This is a genomic window from Enterobacter cloacae complex sp. 2024EL-00711 (assembly GCF_047529885.1).
Classification (GTDB): Bacteria; Pseudomonadota; Gammaproteobacteria; order Enterobacterales; family Enterobacteriaceae; genus Enterobacter; species Enterobacter ludwigii.
The window spans coordinates 86,116-109,109 of the sequence record NZ_JBLIZC010000002.1; the positions used below are offsets into that span (position 1 = coordinate 86,116).

Annotated in this window: 22 protein-coding genes; 17 read left to right on the forward strand and 5 right to left on the reverse strand. The window is 58.2% G+C overall.

Annotated features, from left to right (window positions below; translation table 11 throughout):
* Positions 1-3: 3 nt before the first annotated feature.
* The 5 genes from nuoJ to nuoN all read left to right on the forward strand — a co-directional run bounded on the left by nuoJ (position 4) and on the right by nuoN (position 5,765).
* Positions 4-558, forward strand: a complete 555-nt coding sequence (gene nuoJ / locus ACMVME_RS06840; RefSeq protein WP_014170993.1) for an NADH-quinone oxidoreductase subunit J — start codon at positions 4-6, stop codon at positions 556-558.
* Entirely contained in the window at positions 555-857 is a 303-nt protein-coding gene (nuoK, locus tag ACMVME_RS06845) for an NADH-quinone oxidoreductase subunit NuoK (RefSeq protein WP_003861496.1), read from the forward strand. The genes nuoJ and nuoK overlap by 4 nt, the downstream gene beginning before the upstream one ends.
* A complete protein-coding gene (gene nuoL, locus ACMVME_RS06850) occupies positions 854-2,695 on the forward strand; it encodes an NADH-quinone oxidoreductase subunit L (protein ID WP_014170992.1) in 1,842 nt (613 codons plus the stop codon). The genes nuoK and nuoL overlap by 4 nt, the downstream gene beginning before the upstream one ends.
* Positions 2,696-2,771: 76 nt before the next feature.
* Positions 2,772-4,301: an NADH-quinone oxidoreductase subunit M gene (gene nuoM, locus ACMVME_RS06855; protein ID WP_014170991.1), complete on the forward strand. Its 1,530-nt coding sequence runs from the start codon at positions 2,772-2,774 to the stop codon at positions 4,299-4,301.
* A 6-nt stretch (positions 4,302-4,307) separates the two neighbouring features.
* A complete protein-coding gene (nuoN, locus tag ACMVME_RS06860) occupies positions 4,308-5,765 on the forward strand; it encodes an NADH-quinone oxidoreductase subunit NuoN (protein WP_014170990.1) in 1,458 nt (485 codons plus the stop codon).
* A 101-nt stretch (positions 5,766-5,866) separates the two neighbouring features.
* Here nuoN and ACMVME_RS06865 read toward each other — a convergent pair whose 3' ends face one another.
* Positions 5,867-6,871, reverse strand: a complete 1,005-nt coding sequence (locus ACMVME_RS06865) for a chemotaxis protein (protein WP_014170989.1) — start codon at positions 6,869-6,871, stop codon at positions 5,867-5,869.
* A 64-nt stretch (positions 6,872-6,935) separates the two neighbouring features.
* Entirely contained in the window at positions 6,936-7,853 is a 918-nt protein-coding gene (rnz, locus tag ACMVME_RS06870; RefSeq protein WP_068794838.1) for a ribonuclease Z, read from the reverse strand.
* 70 nt (positions 7,854-7,923) lie between these two features.
* Here rnz and ACMVME_RS06875 point away from each other — a divergent pair, with 70 nt between their 5' ends.
* The 8 genes from ACMVME_RS06875 (at position 7,924) to menE (ending at position 15,844) form a co-directional block, all read left to right on the forward strand.
* Positions 7,924-8,385: a GNAT family N-acetyltransferase gene (locus ACMVME_RS06875; RefSeq protein ID WP_014170987.1), complete on the forward strand. Its 462-nt coding sequence runs from the start codon at positions 7,924-7,926 to the stop codon at positions 8,383-8,385.
* A 53-nt stretch (positions 8,386-8,438) separates the two neighbouring features.
* On the forward strand, positions 8,439-8,744 hold the full coding sequence (elaB, locus tag ACMVME_RS06880; protein ID WP_020883147.1) for a stress response protein ElaB: 306 nt from the start codon (positions 8,439-8,441) through the stop codon (positions 8,742-8,744).
* Between the two features lie 95 nt (positions 8,745-8,839).
* Positions 8,840-10,135 (forward strand): isochorismate synthase MenF, encoded by a 1,296-nt coding sequence (gene menF, locus ACMVME_RS06885; RefSeq protein ID WP_068794837.1) that lies wholly within the window; start codon positions 8,840-8,842, stop codon positions 10,133-10,135.
* Positions 10,136-10,223: 88 nt separating this feature from the next.
* Positions 10,224-11,894 carry a 2-succinyl-5-enolpyruvyl-6-hydroxy-3-cyclohexene-1-carboxylic-acid synthase gene (gene menD, locus ACMVME_RS06890; RefSeq protein ID WP_068794836.1) on the forward strand — a complete coding sequence of 557 codons (1,671 nt, stop codon included), beginning with the start codon at positions 10,224-10,226 and terminating at the stop codon, positions 11,892-11,894.
* Positions 11,891-12,667, forward strand: coding sequence for a 2-succinyl-6-hydroxy-2,4-cyclohexadiene-1-carboxylate synthase (gene menH / locus ACMVME_RS06895; protein WP_068794835.1), 777 nt, complete (start codon positions 11,891-11,893; stop codon positions 12,665-12,667). Before menD ends, menH begins: the two co-directional genes overlap by 4 nt.
* Positions 12,664-13,521, forward strand: coding sequence for a 1,4-dihydroxy-2-naphthoyl-CoA synthase (gene menB, locus ACMVME_RS06900; protein ID WP_014170982.1), 858 nt, complete (start codon positions 12,664-12,666; stop codon positions 13,519-13,521). The genes menH and menB overlap by 4 nt, the downstream gene beginning before the upstream one ends.
* Positions 13,521-14,486: an o-succinylbenzoate synthase gene (gene menC, locus ACMVME_RS06905; RefSeq protein ID WP_068794834.1), complete on the forward strand. Its 966-nt coding sequence runs from the start codon at positions 13,521-13,523 to the stop codon at positions 14,484-14,486. The genes menB and menC overlap by 1 nt, the downstream gene beginning before the upstream one ends.
* Complete coding sequence (gene menE, locus ACMVME_RS06910) at positions 14,483-15,844, forward strand: o-succinylbenzoate--CoA ligase (RefSeq protein WP_068794833.1); 1,362 nt, start codon at positions 14,483-14,485, stop codon at positions 15,842-15,844. The genes menC and menE overlap by 4 nt, the downstream gene beginning before the upstream one ends.
* On the opposite strand, the gene ACMVME_RS06915 is transcribed toward menE, so the two are convergent.
* The 3 genes from ACMVME_RS06915 to ACMVME_RS06925 are packed head-to-tail and all read right to left on the reverse strand — an operon-like array spanning position 15,845 to position 18,794.
* Positions 15,845-17,359 carry a tripartite tricarboxylate transporter permease gene (locus tag ACMVME_RS06915; protein WP_068794832.1) on the reverse strand — a complete coding sequence of 505 codons (1,515 nt, stop codon included), beginning with the start codon at positions 17,357-17,359 and terminating at the stop codon, positions 15,845-15,847. It lies immediately after the preceding gene.
* Between the two features lie 11 nt (positions 17,360-17,370).
* Positions 17,371-17,802: a tripartite tricarboxylate transporter TctB family protein gene (locus ACMVME_RS06920; protein WP_020883153.1), complete on the reverse strand. Its 432-nt coding sequence runs from the start codon at positions 17,800-17,802 to the stop codon at positions 17,371-17,373.
* An 11-nt stretch (positions 17,803-17,813) separates the two neighbouring features.
* A complete protein-coding gene (locus tag ACMVME_RS06925; RefSeq protein ID WP_014170977.1) occupies positions 17,814-18,794 on the reverse strand; it encodes a Bug family tripartite tricarboxylate transporter substrate binding protein in 981 nt (326 codons plus the stop codon).
* 150 nt (positions 18,795-18,944) lie between these two features.
* On the opposite strand from ACMVME_RS06925, the gene tctD reads away from it, so the two are divergent.
* From tctD to ACMVME_RS06945, 4 genes are all read left to right on the forward strand, one after another.
* Positions 18,945-19,619 (forward strand): transcriptional regulator TctD, encoded by a 675-nt coding sequence (gene tctD, locus ACMVME_RS06930; protein WP_014170976.1) that lies wholly within the window; start codon positions 18,945-18,947, stop codon positions 19,617-19,619.
* Positions 19,606-21,015 (forward strand): sensor histidine kinase, encoded by a 1,410-nt coding sequence (locus tag ACMVME_RS06935; RefSeq protein ID WP_068794831.1) that lies wholly within the window; start codon positions 19,606-19,608, stop codon positions 21,013-21,015. The genes tctD and ACMVME_RS06935 overlap by 14 nt, the downstream gene beginning before the upstream one ends.
* 129 nt (positions 21,016-21,144) lie before the next feature.
* A complete protein-coding gene (locus ACMVME_RS06940; RefSeq protein WP_049022318.1) occupies positions 21,145-21,684 on the forward strand; it encodes a YfaZ family outer membrane protein in 540 nt (179 codons plus the stop codon).
* Between the two features lie 94 nt (positions 21,685-21,778).
* Positions 21,779-22,978: a nicotinamide mononucleotide deamidase-related protein YfaY gene (locus ACMVME_RS06945; RefSeq protein ID WP_050737128.1), complete on the forward strand. Its 1,200-nt coding sequence runs from the start codon at positions 21,779-21,781 to the stop codon at positions 22,976-22,978.
* Positions 22,979-22,994 lie beyond the last annotated feature (16 nt).

Below are 22,994 nucleotides of genomic sequence, written 5' to 3' on the forward strand. Positions count from 1 at the left end.
GCAATGGAATTCGCTTTTTATATCTGTGGCCTTATCGCCATCCTGGCTACGCTGCGAGTGATTACGCACACCAATCCGGTGCATGCGCTGCTGTACTTAATTATCTCGCTGCTGGCTATTTCCGGGGTGTTCTTTGCGCTGGGCGCGCACTTTGCTGGTGCGCTGGAGATCATCGTTTACGCCGGGGCCATCATGGTGCTGTTCGTCTTCGTGGTGATGATGCTGAACCTGGGCGGCTCTGAAATTGAGCAGGAACGTCAGTGGTTAAAACCGCAGGTCTGGATTGGCCCGGCGATCCTGTCGGCCATCATGCTGGTGGTCATTGTTTACGCCATTCTGGGCGTGAATGATCAGGGCATCGACGGCACGCCAATCGGCGCTAAAGAGGTGGGTATTACGCTGTTTGGCCCATACGTCCTGGCGGTTGAACTGGCCTCTATGCTGCTGCTGGCGGGCCTGGTTGTTGCCTTCCACGTTGGCCGCGAAGAGCGTGCTGGTGAGTTGCTGAGCAACCGCACTGACGACCGCGCGAAAAGAAAAACGGAGGAACGCGCATGATCCCCTTAACACATGGACTGATCCTCGCTGCGATTTTATTCGTTCTGGGCTTAACCGGTCTGGTTATCCGCCGCAATCTGCTGTTTATGCTGATCGGTCTGGAAATCATGATTAACGCCTCCGCGCTGGCCTTCGTGGTCGCCGGAAGCTACTGGGGCCAGACCGATGGTCAGGTGATGTACATTCTCGCCATCAGCCTCGCGGCTGCCGAAGCGAGTATTGGCCTGGCGCTGTTACTGCAGCTCCATCGTCGCCGCCAGAACCTGAACATCGATTCAGTAAGTGAGTTGCGTGGATGAACATGCTTGCCTTAACCATTATTTTTCCGCTGATTGGCTTCGTGCTGCTGGCGTTTTCTCGTGGCCGCTGGTCTGAGAATCTGTCCGCTACCGTCGGCATGGGCTCTGTGGGTCTGGCTGCGCTGGTGACAGCGTATGCGGGTATCGACTTCTTTAATAACGGGCGTCAGGCCTTCAGCGTACCGCTGTGGACCTGGATGTCGGTCGGTGATTTCAACATCGGTTTCAACCTGGTGCTGGATGGTCTCTCTCTGACCATGCTCTCCGTGGTAACCGGCGTGGGCTTCCTGATCCACATGTTTGCCTCCTGGTATATGCGTGGTGAAGAGGGTTACTCCCGCTTCTTCGCCTACACCAACCTGTTTATCGCGAGCATGGTTGTTCTGGTGCTGGCCGATAACCTGCTGTTGATGTATCTCGGCTGGGAAGGCGTGGGTCTCTGCTCTTATCTGCTGATCGGCTTCTACTATACCGATCCGAAGAATGGCGCAGCGGCCATGAAAGCGTTTGTCGTGACCCGTGTGGGTGACGTCTTCCTCGCCTTCGCGCTGTTCATTCTCTACAACGAACTGGGCACGCTGAATTTCCGCGAAATGGTAGAACTGGCGCCAGCGCACTTCGCTGCCGGCAATGACATGCTGTGGTGGGCAACGCTGATGCTGCTGGGTGGTGCCGTGGGTAAATCCGCGCAGCTGCCGTTGCAGACATGGCTGGCCGACGCGATGGCAGGTCCAACGCCTGTCTCCGCGCTGATCCACGCCGCAACCATGGTTACCGCTGGGGTCTACCTGATTGCGCGTACGCATGGTCTGTTCCTGATGACGCCGGAAATTCTGCATCTGGTGGGTATCGTTGGTGCGGTAACGCTGGTGCTGGCAGGCTTTGCCGCGCTGGTGCAAACCGACATCAAACGCGTTCTCGCGTACTCCACCATGAGCCAGATTGGTTATATGTTCCTGGCACTGGGTGTTCAGGCATGGGACGCAGCCATTTTCCACCTGATGACGCACGCGTTCTTTAAAGCGCTGCTGTTCCTCTCATCCGGTTCCGTGATTCTGGCCTGCCACCACGAGCAGAATATCTTCAAGATGGGCGGACTGCGTAAGTCCATTCCGCTGGTTTATGTCTGCTTCCTGGTGGGCGGCGCGGCGCTGGCGGCACTGCCGCTGATTACCGCGGGCTTCTTCAGTAAGGACGAAATCCTTGCCGGTGCCATGGCGAATGGTCATATCAATCTGATGGTTGCGGGTCTGGTCGGTGCGTTCATGACCTCCCTGTATACCTTCCGTATGATTTTCATCGTATTCCACGGTAAAGAACAAATTCACGCTCACGCAGGGAAGGGGATTACTCATCACCTGCCGCTGATTGTGCTGCTGGTACTCTCCACCTTCGTTGGCGCACTGATTGTGCCACCGCTGCAGGGCGTACTGCCGGACACCACCGAGCTTGAGCACGGTCGCGTTCTGACGCTTGAAATCACCTCGGGTGTGGTCGCTATCGCGGGCATCCTGATCGCAGCATGGCTGTGGCTGGGCAAACGTACGCTGGTGACTGCCGTTGCCAACAGTGCGCCAGGCCGCCTGCTGGGGACCTGGTGGTACAACGCGTGGGGCTTCGACTGGCTGTACGACATGATCTTCGTCAAGCCGTTCCTGGGCATTGCGTGGCTGCTGAAACGCGATCCGCTGAACTCCCTGATGAATATCCCGGCGATCCTTTCCCGCTTTGCAGGTAAAGGCCTGCTGTTCAGCGAGAACGGTTACCTGCGCTGGTATGTGGCGTCCATGAGCATCGGTGCGGTTGTCGTGCTGGCGCTGCTGATGGTGTTGCGTTGATCGTTAAGTGAATTTTATTCGAATTCGTTGAAAATCAGGCCCCTGCTGGGGGCCTTAAAAAGGAATGTAAATCGCCATGTTACTACCCTGGCTAATATTAATTCCCTTCATCGGCGGCTTCCTGTGCTGGCAGACTGAACGCTTTGGCGTGAAGATGCCGCGCTGGATCGCGCTGATCACCATGGGATTGACGCTCGCGCTTGGTCTGCAACTGTGGTTGCAGGGTGGCTACTCTCTGACGCAGTCTGCGGGGATTCCGCAGTGGCAGTCTGAATTTATTCTGCCGTGGATCCCGCGTTTTGGGATAACCATTCACCTGGCTATCGACGGTCTGTCGCTGCTGATGGTGGTGCTGACGGGTCTGCTCGGCGTTCTGGCGGTACTGTGCTCCTGGCGAGAAATTGAAAAATACCAGGGCTTCTTCCACCTGAACCTGATGTGGATCCTGGGCGGCGTTATCGGCGTGTTCCTTGCCATCGACATGTTCCTGTTCTTCTTCTTCTGGGAGATGATGCTGGTGCCGATGTACTTCCTGATCGCGCTGTGGGGCCATAAGGCGTCCGACGGTAAAACGCGTATCACGGCGGCAACCAAGTTCTTCATCTATACCCAGGCGAGCGGTCTGGTGATGTTGATTGCGATTCTGGCGCTGGTGTTTGTTCACCATACGGCGACCGGTATCTGGACCTTCAACTATGAAGACCTGCTGAAGACCCCGATGTCTCACGGTGTGGAATACCTGCTGATGCTGGGCTTCTTCATTGCCTTCGCGGTGAAAATGCCGGTGGTTCCCCTGCACGGCTGGCTGCCAGACGCGCACTCACAGGCGCCAACGGCGGGTTCCGTTGACCTGGCGGGGATCTTGCTGAAAACCGCGGCCTACGGTCTGCTGCGTTTCGCTCTGCCGCTGTTCCCGAATGCGTCCGCTGAGTTCGCGCCAATTGCGATGTGGCTTGGTGTGATCGGTATCTTCTACGGTGCCTGGATGGCCTTCACGCAGTACGACATTAAACGTCTGATTGCGTACACCTCCGTTTCCCACATGGGCTTTGTACTGATTGCCATCTACACCGGCAGCCAGCTGGCTTACCAGGGTGCGGTTATCCAGATGATTGCGCACGGTCTGTCCGCAGCCGGTCTCTTCATCCTGTGTGGTCAGCTGTACGAACGTCTTCACACCCGTGACATGCGTATGATGGGCGGTCTGTGGAGCAAAATTAAATGGCTGCCAGCGCTCTCTATGTTCTTCGCGGTGGCCACGCTGGGTATGCCAGGCACCGGTAACTTCGTCGGCGAATTTATGATTCTGTTCGGCAGCTTCAAAGTGGTGCCGGTCATTACCGTGATCTCCACCTTTGGTCTGGTGTTCGCTTCCGTTTACTCGCTGGCGATGCTGCATCGCGCTTACTTCGGTAAAGCGAAGAGCGAAATTGCTGCAAAAGAACTGCCGGGGATGTCGCTGCGTGAGCTGTTCATCATCCTGCTGCTGGTCGTACTGCTGGTGCTGTTGGGCTTCTTCCCGCAGCCAATTCTGGATACCTCGCACTCCGCGATGGGGAATATCCAGCAGTGGTTTGTTAATTCTGCTTCTACTACAAGGCCGTAATTCGCCATGACAATAACTCCACAACAACTGATCGCGCTGCTACCGCTGCTGATCGTCGGATTGACGGTGGTGGTTGTGATGCTCTCCATTGCGTGGCGACGCAATCACTTCCTGAATGCCACGCTGTCGGTCATCGGTCTGAACGCCGCATTAGTCTCTCTCTGGTTTGTTGGCCAGGGCGGGGCGATGGACGTCACTCCACTGATGCGCGTTGACGGCTATGCCATGCTGTACTCGGGTCTGGTTCTGCTGGCGAGCCTGGCAACCTGTACGTTTGCGTACCCATGGCTGGAAGGCTACAACGACAACAAAGAAGAGTTTTACCTGCTGGTACTGATTGCCGCGCTGGGCGGTATTCTGCTGGCGAATGCGAACCATCTGGCTGCGCTGTTCCTCGGTATTGAGCTTATCTCTCTGCCGCTGTTCGGTCTGATTGGTTACGCCTTCCGTCAGAAACGTTCTCTGGAAGCGAGCATCAAGTACACCATTCTGTCTGCTGCCGCGTCGTCTTTCCTGCTGTTTGGTATCGCGCTGCTGTACGCACAGTCCGGTAATCTCTCTTTCATGGCGCTCGGCAAGAGCCTCGGCGACGGTATGCTGCACGAACCGCTGCTGCTGGCGGGTCTGGGCATGATGATTGTTGGCCTTGGCTTTAAGCTCTCTCTGGTTCCGTTCCACCTGTGGACGCCAGACGTCTACCAGGGCGCGCCTGCTCCTGTCTCAACCTTCCTGGCGACGGCGAGCAAAATCGCTATCTTCGGGGTGGTGATGCGTCTGTTCCTGTATGCGCCGGTGGGTGACAGCGAAGCGGTTCGCGTGGTGCTGGGCATCATCGCGTTTGCTTCCATCATCTTCGGTAACCTGATGGCGCTGAGCCAGACCAACATTAAACGTCTGCTGGGCTACTCATCTATCTCCCATCTGGGCTACCTGATGGTGGCACTGATTGCGCTGCAGAGCGGTGAGATGTCGATGGAGACCGTCGGTGTTTACCTGGCCGGTTACCTGTTCAGCAGCCTCGGCGCGTTCGGCGTGGTGAGCCTGATGTCCAGCCCGTACCGTGGTCCGGATGCAGATTCCCTGTTCTCCTACCGTGGTCTGTTCTGGCACCGTCCGATTCTGTCCGCCGTTATGACAGTAATGATGCTCTCTCTGGCGGGTATTCCGATGACGCTGGGCTTTATCGGTAAGTTCTACGTGCTGGCAGTGGGTGTGCAGGCACACCTGTGGTGGCTGACGGCGGGCGTGGTGATCGGCTCTGCAATCGGTCTCTACTACTACCTGCGTGTGGCCGTGAGTCTGTATCTGAGTGCACCTCAGCAGCTGAACCGCGATGCGCCGCGTAACTGGCAGTACAGCGCCGGTGGTATCGTGGTACTGATCTCCGCGCTGCTGGTACTGATCTTCGGTATCTATCCACAGCCGCTGATCACCATCGTGCAGCACGCGATGCCGCTGATGTAATCACGTTGCTGTTTGACCGCAGTGAATAAAAAAACCCGCCTCGGCGGGTTTTTTGTTGGCTGCGCCCTTGCTCTGTCGGGAAGGCGTGAGCCTGCTGAAAGTTAAGCCAGCTGTTTACGGCTAATCAGCGGACCGTCAATCTTCTTCATTGACCGATCCAGGACTTCTTCAATGACTGACGAGAGTTCATTGAGTTCAAACTTTGCCACGTAACCGTCGGCTTTCACCTTGCGAATATGATCTTCGTTAGCATTGCCGGAGAGGGAAGAGTGGATCACCACCGGAATATCTTTCAACAGCGGGTCGGTTTTGATTTTACGCGTCAGGGTAAAGCCGTCCATCTCCGGCATTTCCAGGTCGGTCAGCACCAGTGCAATCTTATCGGTAATCGGAACACCTTCAGCCTGAGCCTGCGCCGCCAGCACGCTAATTTTCTCCCATGCGTCTTTGCCGGTGATATGCAGCTGCGCCGGGATCTCCATCGCCTGCAGACCTTTTTCCAGCATCGAGCGTGCCACTTTTGAGTCTTCGGCGACAATCGCGACGGCACCGGGCTTGATGTGGAATTTCGTGGTCTTCAGATCCGTGGCATGCAGGTCGTGGTTGGCCGGGGTGATGTCATACAGGATCTGCTCAACGTCGAGCACCATCGCCAGCTCATTGGTATCGGTCTTCTCATCCAGACAAGCGATACTGGTGATGTACCGCCCGCTGACGGCAGTTTCCGCCGCGTGCACCTGCTTCCAGTCAAGACGCATGATGTTCTCAACGGATTCCACCGCAAAAGCCTGCACGCTGCGGGCATATTCCGTGATCAGCAGGATGTTCAGCCCGGTGGTTGGCTTACAGCCCGCCACGGCAGCCAGGTCGATTACCGGGATAACCTGATCGCGAATATTCACCATGCCCATCAGCGGTGATTTCATCCCGGCGGGTTTCGTGAACTCTGGCATCGGCACAATTTCACGCAGCTTAAAGACGTTAATGCCAAACAGCTCGGATTTATTTGCGTTCAGAGAGGTGCCAAGACGGAACAGCAACAGTTCAAAACGGTTCGACAGGGTGAGATTCGCCCTGTCATCAATATCTTTCTGGAAATTATCCATTCTACCCTCGAGAGAAATGCTGACCTTTTAATCGTTATCGGCACTCTGAGAGAAAAATGAAGGACTAAACGCTGACCTTAGCGAAATCTTCGGCCAGCTCACATTCCTGGAACCGTTCACGGCACTCTGCCAGCAGGCGTTCACAGCCCCGGGCATCGTAGCGCGAGCTGACATGGGTGACGATCAGTTTCCCGACGCCCGCGTCATGCGCAAGCTGCGCCGCCTGGTGCGTAGAGCTATGGCCCCGGCTGTTGGCTTTCTCTTCCATCACCGCCTCGAGGGTGGCTTCATGCACCATGAGATCCACACCCTGCGCCAGCAGCAACGCCGCCGGGCACGGGGCCGTGTCGCCAAAAATCGCCAGTTTTTTCCCGGGCTGCGGGGCGGCGAGGTAATCCTGCCCGTTGATGACGCGCCCGTCTTCCAGCGTCACGGTTTCGCCCTGCTTCAGACGCTGGAACAGCGGCCCGGGTTTTATTCCGTCGGCCAGTAACGCCGACGCATTGAGCGCGCCGGGTTTATCCTGCTCCTCAATGCGATAACCATAGCACTCCACCGGATGGCTCAGGGGTTGGGCTGTCACCCGATAAACCCCGTCATCCAGCACCAGACCGGCGGTTATCTCCACCACCTCCAGGGGATAATCTGTCCATGAGCCGCTCAGGCGCAGCGTGGTGTCGACAAATTCCCGAATACCCGCAGGCCCGTAAATCGTCAGCGGGTTGGCATTGCCCGCCATTGAGCGGCTGCACAGCAGACCAGGCAGGCCAAACAGATGGTCGCCATGCAGATGGGTAATGAAAATGTTATCCAGTTTGCCGGGATGATACGGGGTATGTAACAGCTGATGCTGTGTCCCTTCACCGCAGTCAAAAAGCCATAATCCACCCCGCGTCGGGTGCTGCAAATCCAGCAGAATCGCGGTCACATTTCGTGATCGGGTTGGCACTCCAGCGGACGTACCGAGAAAAATCAGTTCCATAACGTAATCAGCCCTTTGCCGAACGGGGAGGGGTTTAGTATAACGTGATGAACCCAGGAAGGAGACTGACATGATCCAGTGGCAAGATTTACACCATAGTGAGCTCACGGTAACGTCACTTTACGCGCTGCTTAAACTGCGTTGCGAAGTGTTTGTTGTTGAACAAACCTGTCCGTATCAGGATATCGATGGCGATGATCTTATTGGCGAGAATCGCCATATTCTTGGCTGGCGGGACAACGCGCTGGTGGCGTATGCGAGGATTCTGAAAAGCGAAGATGATTTTGAGCCTGTCGTGATTGGTCGCGTGATTATCAGCGGCAACGCGCGTGGTGAAAAACTGGGCTATCAGCTGATGGAAAAAACGCTGGAAGCGTGCCAAAAACAGTGGCCGGACAAGGCGTTATATCTGGGCGCGCAGGCGCACCTGCAACCGTTCTATGGGCATTTTGGGTTTACCCCCGTGACGGACGTGTACGATGAGGACGGTATTCCACACATCGGCATGGCGCGGGAAGCGAAACAGGCGTAATGGCGAGTCGTTGGCTATAGTTAGCGGACTGGTGTACTAACATGGAGAAAAATATGTCATTTCAATCCTGGGATACCCGTATCGATGACGACCTGGCCTTGCTGAGCGAAACGCTGGAAGAGGTGTTACGTTCGTCGGGCGACCCTGCCGATCAGAAATATATTGAGCTGAAAGCCCGTGCCGAAAAAGCGCTGGATGATGTTAAAAATCGCGTCAGCCATGCTTCGGACAATTACTACTACCGCGCGAAAAAGGCGGTATACCGTGCCGATGATTACGTCCATGAAAAACCATGGCAAGGCATCGGGGTAGGGGCAGCTGTCGGACTGGTGCTGGGGCTGCTTTTAGCCCGCCGTTAACGTTCCTTATACGGTTAACCACTCCCTATACGTGGGTACTGCTATTTATGGTCAGTACCCCGTATAATATGCGGTTTTAACAGGGAGAGGTTCGCGTGAATTCGATTTCCACCGCGCTGGAGCATCTGCGTAGCCAGCTTACGCAAGCGTTACCCACTGCACCCGGTTTACATCACTTCGACGTCTCTTTCCCGTTAAACGACGCCTTCGATCCCCTGGCCTGGCTGGGCGTTCAGCATTGCTATCCTCAGTTTTACTGGCAACAGCGTAACGGTGATGAAGAACTTGCTGCGCTTGGTGCCGTCGCGCATTTCTCCTCTCTGGCATTTGCCTCACAGTTTTTGCAGGCGCATGATGCGGCCCGCGACACGCGTATCTGCGGCCTGAATGCGTTTAATCCCGAGCAGGGCAGTCTGTTTTTACCGCGTCTGCTGTGGCGACGTACCGCCGGACAGGCCACGTTACGCCTGCAGCTGTGGAGCGACAGTTCACTTCACGATGATGCCCGCGCCGCGCTGGATTTTCTCCAGCAGCTCGGTGAGGCAAGACCCATTCGTCCGCTGTCCGTTGAGGTTGTGCAGGAAAAGCATCATCCGGAACAACCCGAATGGCTGCGCCTTATCCGCAAGGCAACCCAGACCATCGCTCGCGGTGATTTTGAAAAGGTGGTGCTCGCCCGGGCAACCGACCTGCAGTTTAAGCACTCTGTTAACCCTGTCGCACTGATGGCTGCCAGCCGCGCCCTGAACCTGAACTGCTACCATTTCTGCATGGTATTCGATGCCAGCAACGCGTTTCTCGGCTCGACCCCCGAGCGCCTGTGGCGCAGACGCGGCAAGCTGCTGCGCACGGAAGCGCTGGCAGGCACCGTCGCCAGCCATACCGATGATAAACAGGCCGAACGGCTGGGCGACTGGCTGATGAACGACGACAAAAATCAGCGTGAAAATATGCTGGTAGTGGAAGATATTTGCCAGCGGCTCCAGCACCATACCCAGACGCTGGAGGTGCTGCCCGCCCAGGTTGTACGGCTGCGTAAAGTACAGCATCTGCGTCGCTGTATCTGGACCGAGCTCAAACACGCTGACGATGCACAATGTCTGCATGTTCTGCAGCCCACGGCGGCCGTCGCCGGCCTGCCGCGTCAGGCGGCGCGCGACTTTATCCACCACAACGAGCCGTTCGACCGCGAGTGGTACGCCGGTTCTGCCGGGTATTTATCCCCTGAACAAAGCGAGTTCTGCGTGGCGTTGCGTTCTGCCCGTGTTTACGAAGACGCCCTGCGGCTGTACGCCGGGGCAGGAATTGTCAGCGGCTCTGATCCGGAGCAGGAGTGGCAGGAGATAGAAAACAAAGCGGCCGGACTGCGCTCTCTGCTCCTAAGGGATTAAGACTGATTCGCGCAATCCCGATTCATATCAAAATTCCAATTTTTTCTATTATTTATACTGTGTCGCATTCTTGATACCGGACAATCTCATGTCAGTAAGTTCTTTTAACCGACGCTGGGCGGCGGTGATCCTTGAAGCCCTGACTCGCCATGGCGTCAGGCACGTGTGTATTGCACCGGGTTCTCGTTCAACGCCGCTGACGCTGGCGGCCGCTGAAAACCGGGCATTTATTCACCACACTCATTTTGATGAACGCGGGCTTGGCCATCTGGCGCTGGGGCTGGCGAAAGTCAGCAACGAGCCTGTGGCGGTGATTGTGACCTCCGGTACCGCGGTGGCAAACCTCTATCCGGCGTTGATCGAAGCCGGATTAACCGGGGAGAAACTGATCCTGCTGACCGCGGATCGTCCCCCCGAGCTTATCGACTGTGGCGCCAACCAGGCCATTCGTCAGCCGGGCATCTTTGCCTCGCATCCTTCACAGGCAATCGCGTTACCGCGTCCTACTCAGGATATTCCGGCAAGCTGGCTGGTCTCGACAATCGATCATGCCATCGGGACACTGCGCAGCGGGGCGCTGCATATTAACTGTCCGTTTGCCGAACCGCTGTATGGCGAAATGGATGACACCGGTCTTGAATGGCAGCGCACCCTGGGTGAGTGGTGGCAAAGTGAAAAGCCGTGGCTGCGTGCACAACCGCATCCTGAAAGCGCCAGACAACGTGACTGGTTCTTCTGGCGGCAGAAGCGTGGCGTGGTGGTTGCCGGGCGCATGAGCGCCGCGCAAGGCAAGCTGGTTGCGGAATGGGCGCAAACCCTTGGCTGGCCGCTGATTGGCGACGTACTTTCCCAGACCGGTCAGCCGCTGCCGTGTGCCGATCTCTGGCTGGGGAATGCGAAGGCGGTCACCGAGCTTGCGCAGGCGCAGATTATTATCCAGCTCGGCTCAAGCCTGACCGGCAAACGGTTACTGCAGTGGCAGGCTACCTGTGATCCAGAAGAGTACTGGCTGGTGGACTCGCTGGAAGGGCGGCTCGACCCGGCGCACCATCGTGGTCGTCGTCTGGTCAGTGAGATTGATGCCTGGATTGCGCTCCATCCAGCTGAAAAACGCAAGCCCTGGGCCGTTGCGATCCCGGCGCTTTCGGAACAGGCCTGGGCGTTAACCCAGGCGAGCTGCGAAACGTTCAGTGAGGCCGGGCTGGCACACCGTATTCGTCAGTATCTGCCCGAGCAGGGGCAGCTGTTTGTCGGCAACAGTCTGGTGGTTCGCCTGATAGATGCCTTTTCAAAGCTGCCAGCCGGTTACCCGGTCTACAGTAACCGGGGAGCCAGCGGCATTGACGGGTTGATCTCCACGGCGGCGGGCGTACAGCGTGCCAGCGCGAAGTCTACGCTGGCAATCGTCGGCGATCTCTCCGCACTGTACGATCTCAATGCCCTGGCGCTGCTGCGTCAGGTTTCGGCACCGTTTGTGCTGATTGTGGTTAACAACAACGGTGGACAGATTTTCTCCCTGCTGCCCACCCCGCAGAGCGAACGTGAGCGTTTCTATCTGATGCCCCAGAACGTGCAGTTTGAACACGCCGCGGCAATGTTCAGCCTGAAATACCATCGCCCGGAAAGCTGGGAAGCGCTTGATGCGGCTCTGAGCAGTGCCTGGCGACAGCCCGGTGCAACGCTGATCGAGCTGGTGGTGAACGATGCTGACGGCGCGCAGAAACTGCAAAGCCTGCTGGCCCAGGTAAGCCACCTGTGATCCTCGCGGGCGTGCAGCAGGCTGGAAAGCCGGGTTATCCCTGGCTGGTCTTTTTGCACGGTTTTTCCGGGGATTGCCGCGAGTGGCAGACGGTCGGGGCGGCGCTGAGCGATTACCCGCGGCTGTATCTCGACCTGCCGGGGCACGGTGTTTCCGGCAATACTGGCGTGACCGGGTTCGAGGAGATGAGCGATTTGCTGACCCGGACCCTGCTTAGTTACAACATACTGAATTTCTGGCTGGTGGGGTACTCCCTCGGCGGCCGCATTGCGATGTTCCATGCCTGCCAGCAGCCAGAGGGGCTGAAGGGCATTATTGTGGAAGGCGGCCATCCCGGGCTACAGGACGCCGGTGAGCGGAGTGCGCGGCTGGTATCCGATCGCCGCTGGGCGCGGCGCTTTCGTACCGAGGCACTCGACGTGGTTTTCACTGACTGGTACCGACAACCCGTATTTGCTTCCCTGACGGACGTTCAGCGGCAGGCGCTTATTCGTCAGCGTAGCCAGAACAATGGCGCGACTCTGGCGATGATGCTCGAGGCCACCTCGCTGGCCGTGCAGCCTGATTTGCGTCCGGGACTGAGCGCCTGCAACGTCGCTTTTGATTATTTATATGGTGAACGTGATGAGAAGTTCAAAGCCCTTGCGGCTGAACTGCACGCCGTACGCCATGCGATTCCCCATGCCGGACACAACGCCCACCGGGAAAACCCCGCTGCGGTTGCTGCGAGTCTGGCTCAGATACTGCGTCTTCGAATAAAGGACTCTCTATGATCTATCCTGATGAACACATGCTCTATGCGCCGGTTGAATGGCAAGACTGCTCCGAAGGTTACTCCGACATTCGTTACCACAAATCCGCAGACGGCATTGCCAAAATCACCATCAACCGCCCGCAGGTGCGTAACGCGTTCCGTCCGCTGACCGTCAAAGAGATGATTCAGGCGCTGGCAGACGCGCGCTATGACGACAACATCGGTGTTATCGTCCTGACCGGCGAAGGTGAAAAAGCGTTCTGTGCCGGTGGCGATCAGAAAGTGCGCGGCGATTACGGCGGATACCAGGATGACTCTGGCGTTCACCACCTGAACGTGCTCGATTTCCAGCGCCAGATCCGCACTTGTCCAAAACCGGTGGTGGCGATGGTGGCAGGCTACTCCATCGGCGGCGGCCATGTGCTTCACATGATGTGTGACCTGACCATTGCCGCAGAGAACGCCATCTTTGGCCAGACGGGCCCGAAAGTGGGGTCGTTCGATGGTGGCTGGGGTGCTTCCTACATGGCGCGTATTGTCGGTCAGAAAAAAGCCCGCGAAATCTGGTTCCTGTGCCGTCAGTACACTGCTCAGGAAGCGCTGGATATGGGTCTGGTGAACACCGTGGTGCCAATTGCCGACCTCGAGAAAGAGACCGTGCGCTGGTGTCGTGAAATGCTGCAAAACAGCCCAATGGCGCTGCGCTGCCTGAAAGCGGCCCTGAATGCCGACTGTGACGGTCAGGCAGGTCTGCAGGAGCTGGCAGGTAACGCCACCATGCTGTTCTACATGACCGAAGAAGGGCAGGAAGGTCGCAACGCCTTTAACGAAAAACGCCAGCCTGACTTCAGCAAATATAAACGGAATCCGTAATGCGTCGCGCGCAGGTTTACCGCTGGCAGATACCTATGGACGCGGGCGTGGTGCTGCGTGAACGGCGGTTAAAAACCCGTGATGGCATGCTGGTGCATCTGCAGCAGGGCGAGCAGGAAGGCTGGGGCGAGATTTCGCCGCTGCCGGGCTTTAGCCTTGAATCGCTGGAGGACGCGCAGGCGGTATTGCTGGCGTGGGCCAGTGAGTGGCGTGAGGGCGCGAACCCGGCGTTGCCGGAGGTGCCTTCCGCGGCTTTTGGTATTAGCTGCGCGCTGGCGGAGCTGGACGGTAGCTTGCCTGCAGAGGCTAATTACCGTGCGGCACCGCTCTGTACGGGCGATCCGGATGAGCTGTTTGCGCTGCTCGCCGCCATGCCAGGCGAGAAAGTGGCGAAAATCAAAGTCGGTCTCTATGAAGCGGTACGCGATGGGATGGTCGCTAACCTCTTACTGGAAGCATTGCCCGACCTGCATCTGCGTCTGGATGCTAACCGCGCCTGGACGCCGCTGAAGGCGCAGCAGTTCGCGAAGTACGTAAACCCGGCGTACCGCAGTCGTATCGCGTTTCTGGAAGAGCCGTGTAAAACTCGCGACGATTCCCGGGCGTTTGCCCGTGAAACCGGCATTGCCATCGCGTGGGATGAAAGCCTGCGTGAAGACGGCTTTGCGTTTGTCGCCGAACCGGGTGTCCGCGCGGTGGTCATTAAACCGACGTTGACCGGCAGCCTTGCTAAGGTACGCGAGCAGGTCGCGGCGGCCCATGCCGCCGGGCTGACGGCGGTCATCAGCTCTTCGATTGAGTCCAGCCTGGGGCTAACCCAACTGGCGCGCATTGCCGCCTGGTTAACGCCAGACACTGTCCCCGGTCTCGATACGCTGAACCTGATGCAAAATCAGCTTATCCGAACGTGGCCAGACAGCACGCTGCCGCTCCTTGACGTTGAGGGGCTGGAGCCGTTGCTATGAGTTTTACCGACTGGCCGTGGCGACACTGGTGCTCGCAGTATGCTGATAAACCGGCCCTGAGGCTGAACGATGAGACGCTCAGCTGGCAACAGCTGTGTGCGCGCATCGACAGACTGGCCGCAGGCTTTCAGCTGCAGGGTGTGCAGGAGGGCGACGGCGTACTGCTGCTGGCGCATAATCACCCGCAAACCCTGATGGCGTGGCTGGCATTGCTTCAGTGCGGGGCACGTATTCTTCCCGTTAACCCGCAGCTGCCGCACCCGTTGCTGGACGTGTTGCTCCCGCAGTTGACGCTGCGCTTTGCCCTGGTGCTGGACGGCGTCTACGACGGGCTGGTGGCACTCAGTATGCGCGAGGCGCCGGGCGGGTGTCGCGTGGCGTGGCAACCGTCGCGGCTGGCTTCCATGACGCTGACATCCGGTTCAACCGGTTTACCCAAGGCGGCGGTCCATACCTGTGCCGCCCATCTTGCCAGTGCGCGCGGCGTGCTTTCGCTGATGCCCTACGGCGATGAAGACGACTGGCTGCTCTCCCTGCCGCTGTTTCATGTCTCCGGGCAGGGGATTTTGTGGCGCTGGCTGCAGGCTGGCGCGCGCTTAACCGTCCGCGAGAAGCAGCCGCTGGCGCAGGCCCTGCAGGGCTGTACGCATGCCTCACTGGTACCGACGCAGCTCTGGCGTCTGCTTAATGCACATCAGCCTGTCGCGCTGAAAGCCGTACTGCTTGGTGGGGCCGCGATCCCCGTTGACCTGACTCAGCAGGCGGGCCAGCGGGGGATCCGCACTTTCTGTGGCTACGGTCTGACGGAGTTTGCATCAACGGTTTGTGCCAAAGAGGCGGACGGTGAACCGGACGTCGGCGCTGCGTTGCCGGGCAGAGAGGTGCGGGTGGTTGACGGTGAAGTGTGGATCAAAGCGCAAAGTATGGCCGCAGGTTACTGGCGGGACGGTGCATTGATTCCGCTGACCAATGCACAGGGCTGGTTTGCCACCCGCGATCGCGGGGAATGGCATGACGGGCGCCTGACGATCCTTGGCCGAATGGACAACCTCTTTTTCAGCGGGGGCGAAGGGATCCAGCCGGAAAGCCTTGAGCGGGTTATTGCCCGCCATCCGCAGATAAACCAGGCGTTTATCGTCCCACTCGATGACGCCGAGTTCGGTCAGCGTCCGGTGGCGGTGGTGGAGTGTGAACCGGGAACCGATATCACCGGCTTCCCGGCGTGGGTACAGGGTAAACTGGCGCGCTTTGAGCAGCCGGTGCACTGGCTGATGCTGCCGGCAGAGCTTAAAAATGGCGGGATTAAGATCTCCCGCCAGGCATTAAAACAGTGGGTCACCCGTCTGTTGAAAGGATAATCAACCGATATCCGGTGCCGGTTTGCGCTGGCGGCGACGCAGCAGACGCAATACCGGTGGAACCACAATCACCAGGATGGCCATCGCTAACAGCACCTTCGTCACGCTACTGTCCCACAGAATAGACATATTGCCGTTGCTGATGGACAAGGCGCGGCGCAGGTTCTGCTCCAGCATCTCTCCCAGCACAAAGCCTAAAATCAGCGGCGACATCGGGAAGTGCATCTTACGCAGGATGTAGCCCAGTGCGCCAAGCAGCACCATCAGCACCAGATCGAAAGTGGTGCTATGTACCGCATACACCCCCACCGCAGAGACGGCCGCGATAGCCGGCACCAGGAACCACAGGGGAATTGTCAGCATCCGGGTGAACAGACCAATCAGCGGAATGTTCATGACCAGCAGCATCACGTTGGCGATCAGCAGCGCTGCAATCAGCCCCCAGACAATATCCGGCTGCTCGGTAAACATGGCCGGTCCAGGCGTAATGTTATAGAGCGTCAGCGCGCCCATCATCACCGCCGTGGTGCCCGAGCCCGGCACGCCAAGGGTCAGCATCGGGATAAACGAACCGCAGGCCGAGGCGTTATTCGCAGCCTCTGGGGCCGCTACCCCGCGAATGTCGCCCTTGCCGAAGCTGTCACTGTTGCCGCTGAGCTTTTTCTCGGTCATGTAAGTGATGGCGCTGGCGATGGTGGCCCCGGCCCCCGGCAGAATGCCGACGAAGAAGCCAATCACCGACGAACGCAGCGTCGCGCCGATACACTGTGCGCCCTCTTTGGCACTGAAAAGCATGCGGCCCGTTTTACGCACCAGCGTCTGTCCGCTGCTGGTATGTTCCAGCATCAATAAAATTTCAGAGACCGAGAACAGGCCAATCACGACCACGATAAACTGCACGCCGTCGGAAAGGTGCACGCTGTCAAAGGTAAAGCGATAAACCCCGGTGTTGGCATCCACGCCGACGGTGGCTAACCCTAAGCCAATCAGCGCGGACAAAAACGATTTCAGCGGATTCTGCGCCATCATGCTGCCGAGACAGGCGATGGCAAAGACCATCAGCGCAAAATACTCTGCCGGACCAAACGCCAGCGACCACTGGGCCAGCGCAGGGGCAAACAGAATGATACCGCCGATGGCAATCAGTGAACCACAAAACGAACTGACCGCGGAGATGGACAGCGCCACGCCACCGCGACCCTGCCGTGCCATCGGGTAGCCATCCAGCGCGGTCATAATGGCCGCCGCATCGCCGGGCACGTTCAGCAGGATGGAGGAAATACGCCCGCCATATTCACAGCCGATATACACCGTCGCCAGCAGGATCAGCGCCGATTCCGCAGGCAGATGCAGGGCAAACGCCAGCGGGAGTAAAATGGCAACGCCGTTAATCGGCCCAAGGCCGGGCAGCAGACCCACAATGGTCCCGACAAAGCAGCCGATCAGGGCTATCACCAGGTTTTCCGGGGTCATCGCCACGGCGAACCCCTGCGAGAGATAAATCCAGGTATCCATAGCGTGCTCCGTTAATTAAACCATGCGCCGAGCGGTAAGGTCACATCCAGCAGGCGGTCAAAGGCAAACCACAGCAAGATCCCCATTACCGCGCCGGAAATCCCCGCCGCCGGAAGGGTGGCGTTAAACAGCATGCCGATCACCATCGTCAGGATGGCGGTTGCAACCGGAAAACCGAGCCACTCAAAACCCCAGGCGTACATCAGCAGAACAATGACCATCACCAGCAGACGCTGCAGAATACGGCGCGGTGGCCACTCTACGGTATCCGGATGACGGAGCAGCAGGGCCACCGAGCAGAGCAGCATCAGTCCAACAATGCCCATCGGGAAAGGGCGCGGCCCCACTGGTTCATAGCTGTATTCGCTGTGGATCTGCCAGGCGACGAACATCCCACCGACGCAGAGCAGCAGCCAAATCCCGGCAAAAATACGATCGCTCATACCGCCTCCGGTTATTTGGCAAGGCCAAAGGCTTTCGCCTGTTCGCGATAGTCATTGACCTGTTTTTTGACGTACTCATCCAGCGGCTTGCCGCTCAGGTTGAACTCAAACAGCCCGCGCAGATCGCGCTGCTTTTTAAACGCTTCGGTCTGCTGGAGTTTATTGAAGGTTTCGACCCACCACTGATATTCGGCATCGGTCACTTTTGGCCCGACGAAGAAACCGCGGATAATCGGCCAGACCAGATCATAACCCTGTTCTTTTGCGGTAGGGACGTTCGCCAGCTGGCCCGGCAGGCGGTTCTCAGAGAAGACCGCCAGCACGCGGATTTTATCGCCGTTCAGGTAGGGCACCATTTCACTGAGATCGCCAGATACCGCCTGAACGTGATTTCCCATCAGCGCCGTCACCGGTTCGCCGCCCCCTTCAAACGCCACGTAGCGCATCTTGTGAGGATCAACCTTCGCCTGCTGTGCCAGCAGGGCGGCTTTCATCCAGTCCTGGCTGCCGATGGAGGCACCGGCGCCAATCACCACGCTGTTCGGATCTTTTTCCATGGCGGTCAGCAGGTCTTTCAGGGATTTCCACGGTGAATCCGCGCGCACGGCAATCATGCCGTAGTCGGTACCGACGGTTGCCAGCCAGCGCACGTCATCCACGCCGTAGCGGCCAAACTTCCCCTGAGACAAGTTCAACAGCGAGCCACCGGAGAAAGCCACCACCGTGCCGGCTTCCGCAGGGCGTTGCGCGACAATCGCGTTGTACGCAACGGCACCCACGCCGCCGGGCATATAGGTCACACGCATGGGTTTTGCGATAGCGCCGGTCTCCAGCATGCTGACCTGAATGAGTTTGCAGGTGAGATCGAAACCGCCGCCGGGTTTCGCCGGCGCGATGCACTCGGTGCGGGACGGGGCATCCTGCGCCTGAACGACAGAGGCACTTATCATCAATACGCTTGCAGCAAGCGTCGAAAGTAGTTGTTTTTTCATCGTTTATCCTCACGCCGGAGTTCCGGGAGTACGGGTACGGGGCTTTTTTCTGATTATGTGAACCACCTTGTAGCGGTTCCGTTGCGTGATTGTTAAAACAATAACCTTTCATTTCCCTTTCAATGCGACACCAACTTTACAGGATGTGATATGCGTCTCTTACTCGCGGAAGATAATCGTGAGCTGGCTCACTGGCTGGAGAAAGCGCTGGTGCAGGAGGGCTTTGCCGTGGACTGCGTTTCTGACGGGCGCGCCGCCGACCATCTGCTGCAGGGAGAAAGCTATGCGGTTGCCATTCTGGACATCGGAATGCCTGGCTTTGACGGTCTGGAGGTCGTGCATCGTCTGCGTAAACGCGGTCAGACGCTGCCCGTCCTGTTTCTCACCGCGCGCAGCAACGTGGCGGACCGGGTGAAAGGGCTCAACGCCGGGGCGGATGATTATCTGCCGAAACCGTTTGAGCTGGAGGAGCTTGACGCGCGGCTGCGCGCCCTGTTGCGCAGAAGCGAAGGGCGAACGCAGGAGCGTCAGCGCCTTGGGGAGCTGGAATATGACGACGAAGGCTTTTTCCTGCTGCGCGACGAGCCTCTGTCGCTCACGCCACGCGAACTGTCGCTGCTGAAGGTGTTGATGCATCGCCGGACCCGGCCCGTTTCCCGGCAGCAGCTGTTCGATCAGGTGTTTAGCCTGAATGACGACGTCAGCCCGGAGAGTATCGATCTCTATATTCATCGTCTGCGCAAAAAGCTCAGCGGTAGCGGCGTGAGGGTCACCACCCTTCGCGGACTGGGTTATGTGCTGGAGTGCGGCGATGAGGTGGGTTAAGCCGCAGTCGCTTTACCTGCAACTGCTGCTGTTTCTTGGGCTTCCGTTGTTGTTGCTGTGGGGGTTGTCGGCATTTAACAGCTATGTCAGCGCATTGCAGGCGGCCACGCAGGCTTACGACCGCACGCTGTTATCCTCTGCCCGAACAATATCGGAGCGGCTGGAGGTTCACGACGGCAGGCTGGGCGTGAATGTTCCCTGGGTGGTGCTCGACAGCTTTGAACTCAATATGAACGACCGGCTCTATTATAAAGTGGTCGATCCCGACGGGCGGGTGATCTCCGGTTATGACGATCTGCCCCGGATGCCCCCGGCAACATCCCGCACCACGCTCTATCCGGCGCTGGCCTGGTTTTATCACACCGAATATCGCGGGCAGGCGATCCGTGTCGCGCGTCTGCTGCAGCCCGTCAATGAAGGGAATATCGTCGGCATGGCGGAGATTTATGTCGCGGAGACGCTCCAGTCCCGCCGCTATCTCGCCAGTCAATTGCTCTTTTCATCATGGGTCTCTCAGGGATTGCTGGTGCTGCTGACCCTGGTGTTGACCGCGTGGTTGTTGCGTCGCGTACTGCGCCCAATGCGCCAGCTCTCTTCGCTGATGGTGCGCCGTGATCCTGGCCTGCTCGCGCCGCTGCCGGAGTTGTTGCCCTGGTCTGAGACCCGGCTGCTGATTGTGGCATTCAACCGCTATATCGACAGGCTGCGCGGCGTGCTGTCGCGTCAGGAACGTTTCAACGCGGATGCCTCGCATCAGCTCAAAACCCCGCTGGCGGTGCTGAAAACCCAGGTCTCCGTTGCCCTGACGCGTCAGGATCCCGCCCTGTGGCAGGAGAGCCTGCGGGCAATGAATGCGACCCTGGATGACACCATTGTACTGACCGAACGGCTGCTGCAGCTTTCCGCGGTGAAGCGTAAGGAGCAGGGGGAGGGCCAGTTTGCGCCGGTAGATTTGGTTCAGGTGGTGCAAAACTGCTGCTTCTCCCGGCTGGCGCAGGCGCGCAGTAAAGCGATTGACCTGGGCTATGACGGTCGGCAGCAGCCGGTCATGATCGAAGGCGAGGAAGTGCTGCTGGGGGAGTTGTGCGCCAACCTGCTGGAGAATGCGATCAAATATACCCCTGCAGAAGGGACAGTGACCGTGTTCCTGCGAACAGGCCAGGGCGCCGTTGAGCTGAGCGTGGAGGACAGTGGTCCGGGCATTGAAGAGGACCAGATCCAGCAGGCGATGCTGCCTTTCCACCGGCTGGATAACGTCGGAGATGCCGCCGGGTCAGGGATCGGGCTGGCGCTGGCCGCTGATATTGCCCGTCTGCACCGAAGTCCCTTACAGCTGACGCGCAGCGAAACGCTGGGTGGCCTGAGCGTTAAAATGCGTTTTCTGCTGCTCACGTAAAAAAACACCGGGTATCAAATCGTTACAAACTACTTGTCTGCCGCACGCAGAGTGCTTGATCCCCGGGCGACTCAGGTTAAAATCTCGCGGTTTTGGGACTTCTCTATAAAATTGTGCGGGATCACGACAATGAAAAAAGTGGCATTAGTGGGCTTAGGCCTGATGGTTGTTTCTTCGGCGGCGAGCGCCATCAGCTTCAACGGCTCGGCGGGTCAGGATTATACTCACCTCGGCTTTGGCCTTGGGACCGAGACCTCCGGTCTGGCGATGACCGGCGGCTGGACACATAACGATGACGATGGCGATGCGGCAAGCCTCGGCCTGGGTCTGAACATTCCGCTTGGCCCGTTCCTGGCCACCGTGGGCGGTAAGGGAATTTACACTAACCCGAACGACGGCGATGAAGGTTACGCGGCGGCGGTAGGCGGCGGCCTGCAGTGGAAAATTGGCGATAGCTTCGGCCTGTTCGGCGAGTATTACTATTCTCCGGATTCGCTCTCCAGCGGTATCGACAGCTATGAAGAAGCCAACGCGGGCGCGCGCTGGACCATCATGCGTCCGATTACGATTGAAGCGGGCTATCGCTATCTGAACCTGGCGGGTAAAGACGGCAACCGCGACAACGCACTGGCTGACGGTCCGTACGTGGGGGTCAGCGCAGGGTTCTAATCACGCCGGCGCGGCATTCTGTCGCGCCAGTTTCTCTCTTCTCCCGACATCCATTTGCGCTATAGTGTTTTGACCATATAAGCGGGAGAACACAATGATTAACGTGGAGATGTTATCCACCGGCGACGAAGTGCTGCATGGACAAATTATTGATACCAATGCTGCCTGGCTTGCCGATCTTTTCTTTGAGCAAGGATTACCGTTAACGCGTCGCAATACGGTGGGCGACAATCTTGAGTCACTGGTGAATGTGCTGCGCGAGCGTAGCGAACACGCCGACGTGTTGATTGTGAACGGCGGGCTCGGTCCCACCAGCGACGATCTCAGCGCCCTGGCCGCCGCGACCGCAAAAGGTGAAGGGCTGGTGCTTCATGAAGAGTGGCTGGCGCAGATGGAGCGTTTCTTCTCCGAACGTGGCCGTGTTATGGCACCCAGCAACCGCAAGCAGGCGGAAATTCCCGCCAGCGCCGAACTGGTCGATAACCCCGTGGGTACTGCGTGTGGGTTTGCCATTACGCTGAACCGCTGCCTGATGTTCTTCACGCCGGGCGTACCGTCAGAATTTAAAGTGATGGTTGAGCAGCAGATCCTGCCGCGCCTTCGCGAACGTTTTACCCTGCCTGAGCCTCCGCTCTGCCTGCGTCTGACCACGTTTGGCCGTTCCGAAAGCGATCTGGCCCAGAGTCTTGATCATCTTTCCCTGCCACCCGGTGTCTCAATGGGCTACCGCTCCTCCATGCCCATCATTGAACTCAAGCTGACAGGACCGGCCTCAGAGAAGGCGGCGATGCTGGCGCTCTGGCCGGAGGTGCAGCGCGTGGCCGGTGAAAGCCTGATCTTTGAAGGCACCGAGGGGCTGCCGGCGCAGATTGCGTCACATCTGCAGTCTCGGCAGCTGAGCGTGACCTTAAGCGAACAGTTCACCGGCGGCCTGCTGGCGCTACAGCTGTCGCGCGCCAGTGCGCCGCTGTTGGCCAGTGAAGTGGTGCCGTTCCAGCAGGAAACGCTGGCGCAGACCGCGCGCTGGGCTTCGGAAAGAAGAGTGAAACATTTTGCTGGCCTGGCGCTGTTTGTGGGGGGGCTGGATGAGGAACATCTCAACTTTGCGCTGGCGACGCCGGAAGGCACGTATGCTTTGCGGGTTAAAATGAGCATTACCCGCCACAATCTGGCGGTACGTCAGGAGGTCTGCGCCATGATGGCGCTGAACATGCTGCGCCGCTGGCTGAAGGGTAAAGAGGTGGCCAGCGAGCACGGCTGGATTAATGTTGTCGAATCGCTGTTTGTTGAGTGATGCCTTTGCCGGGGCG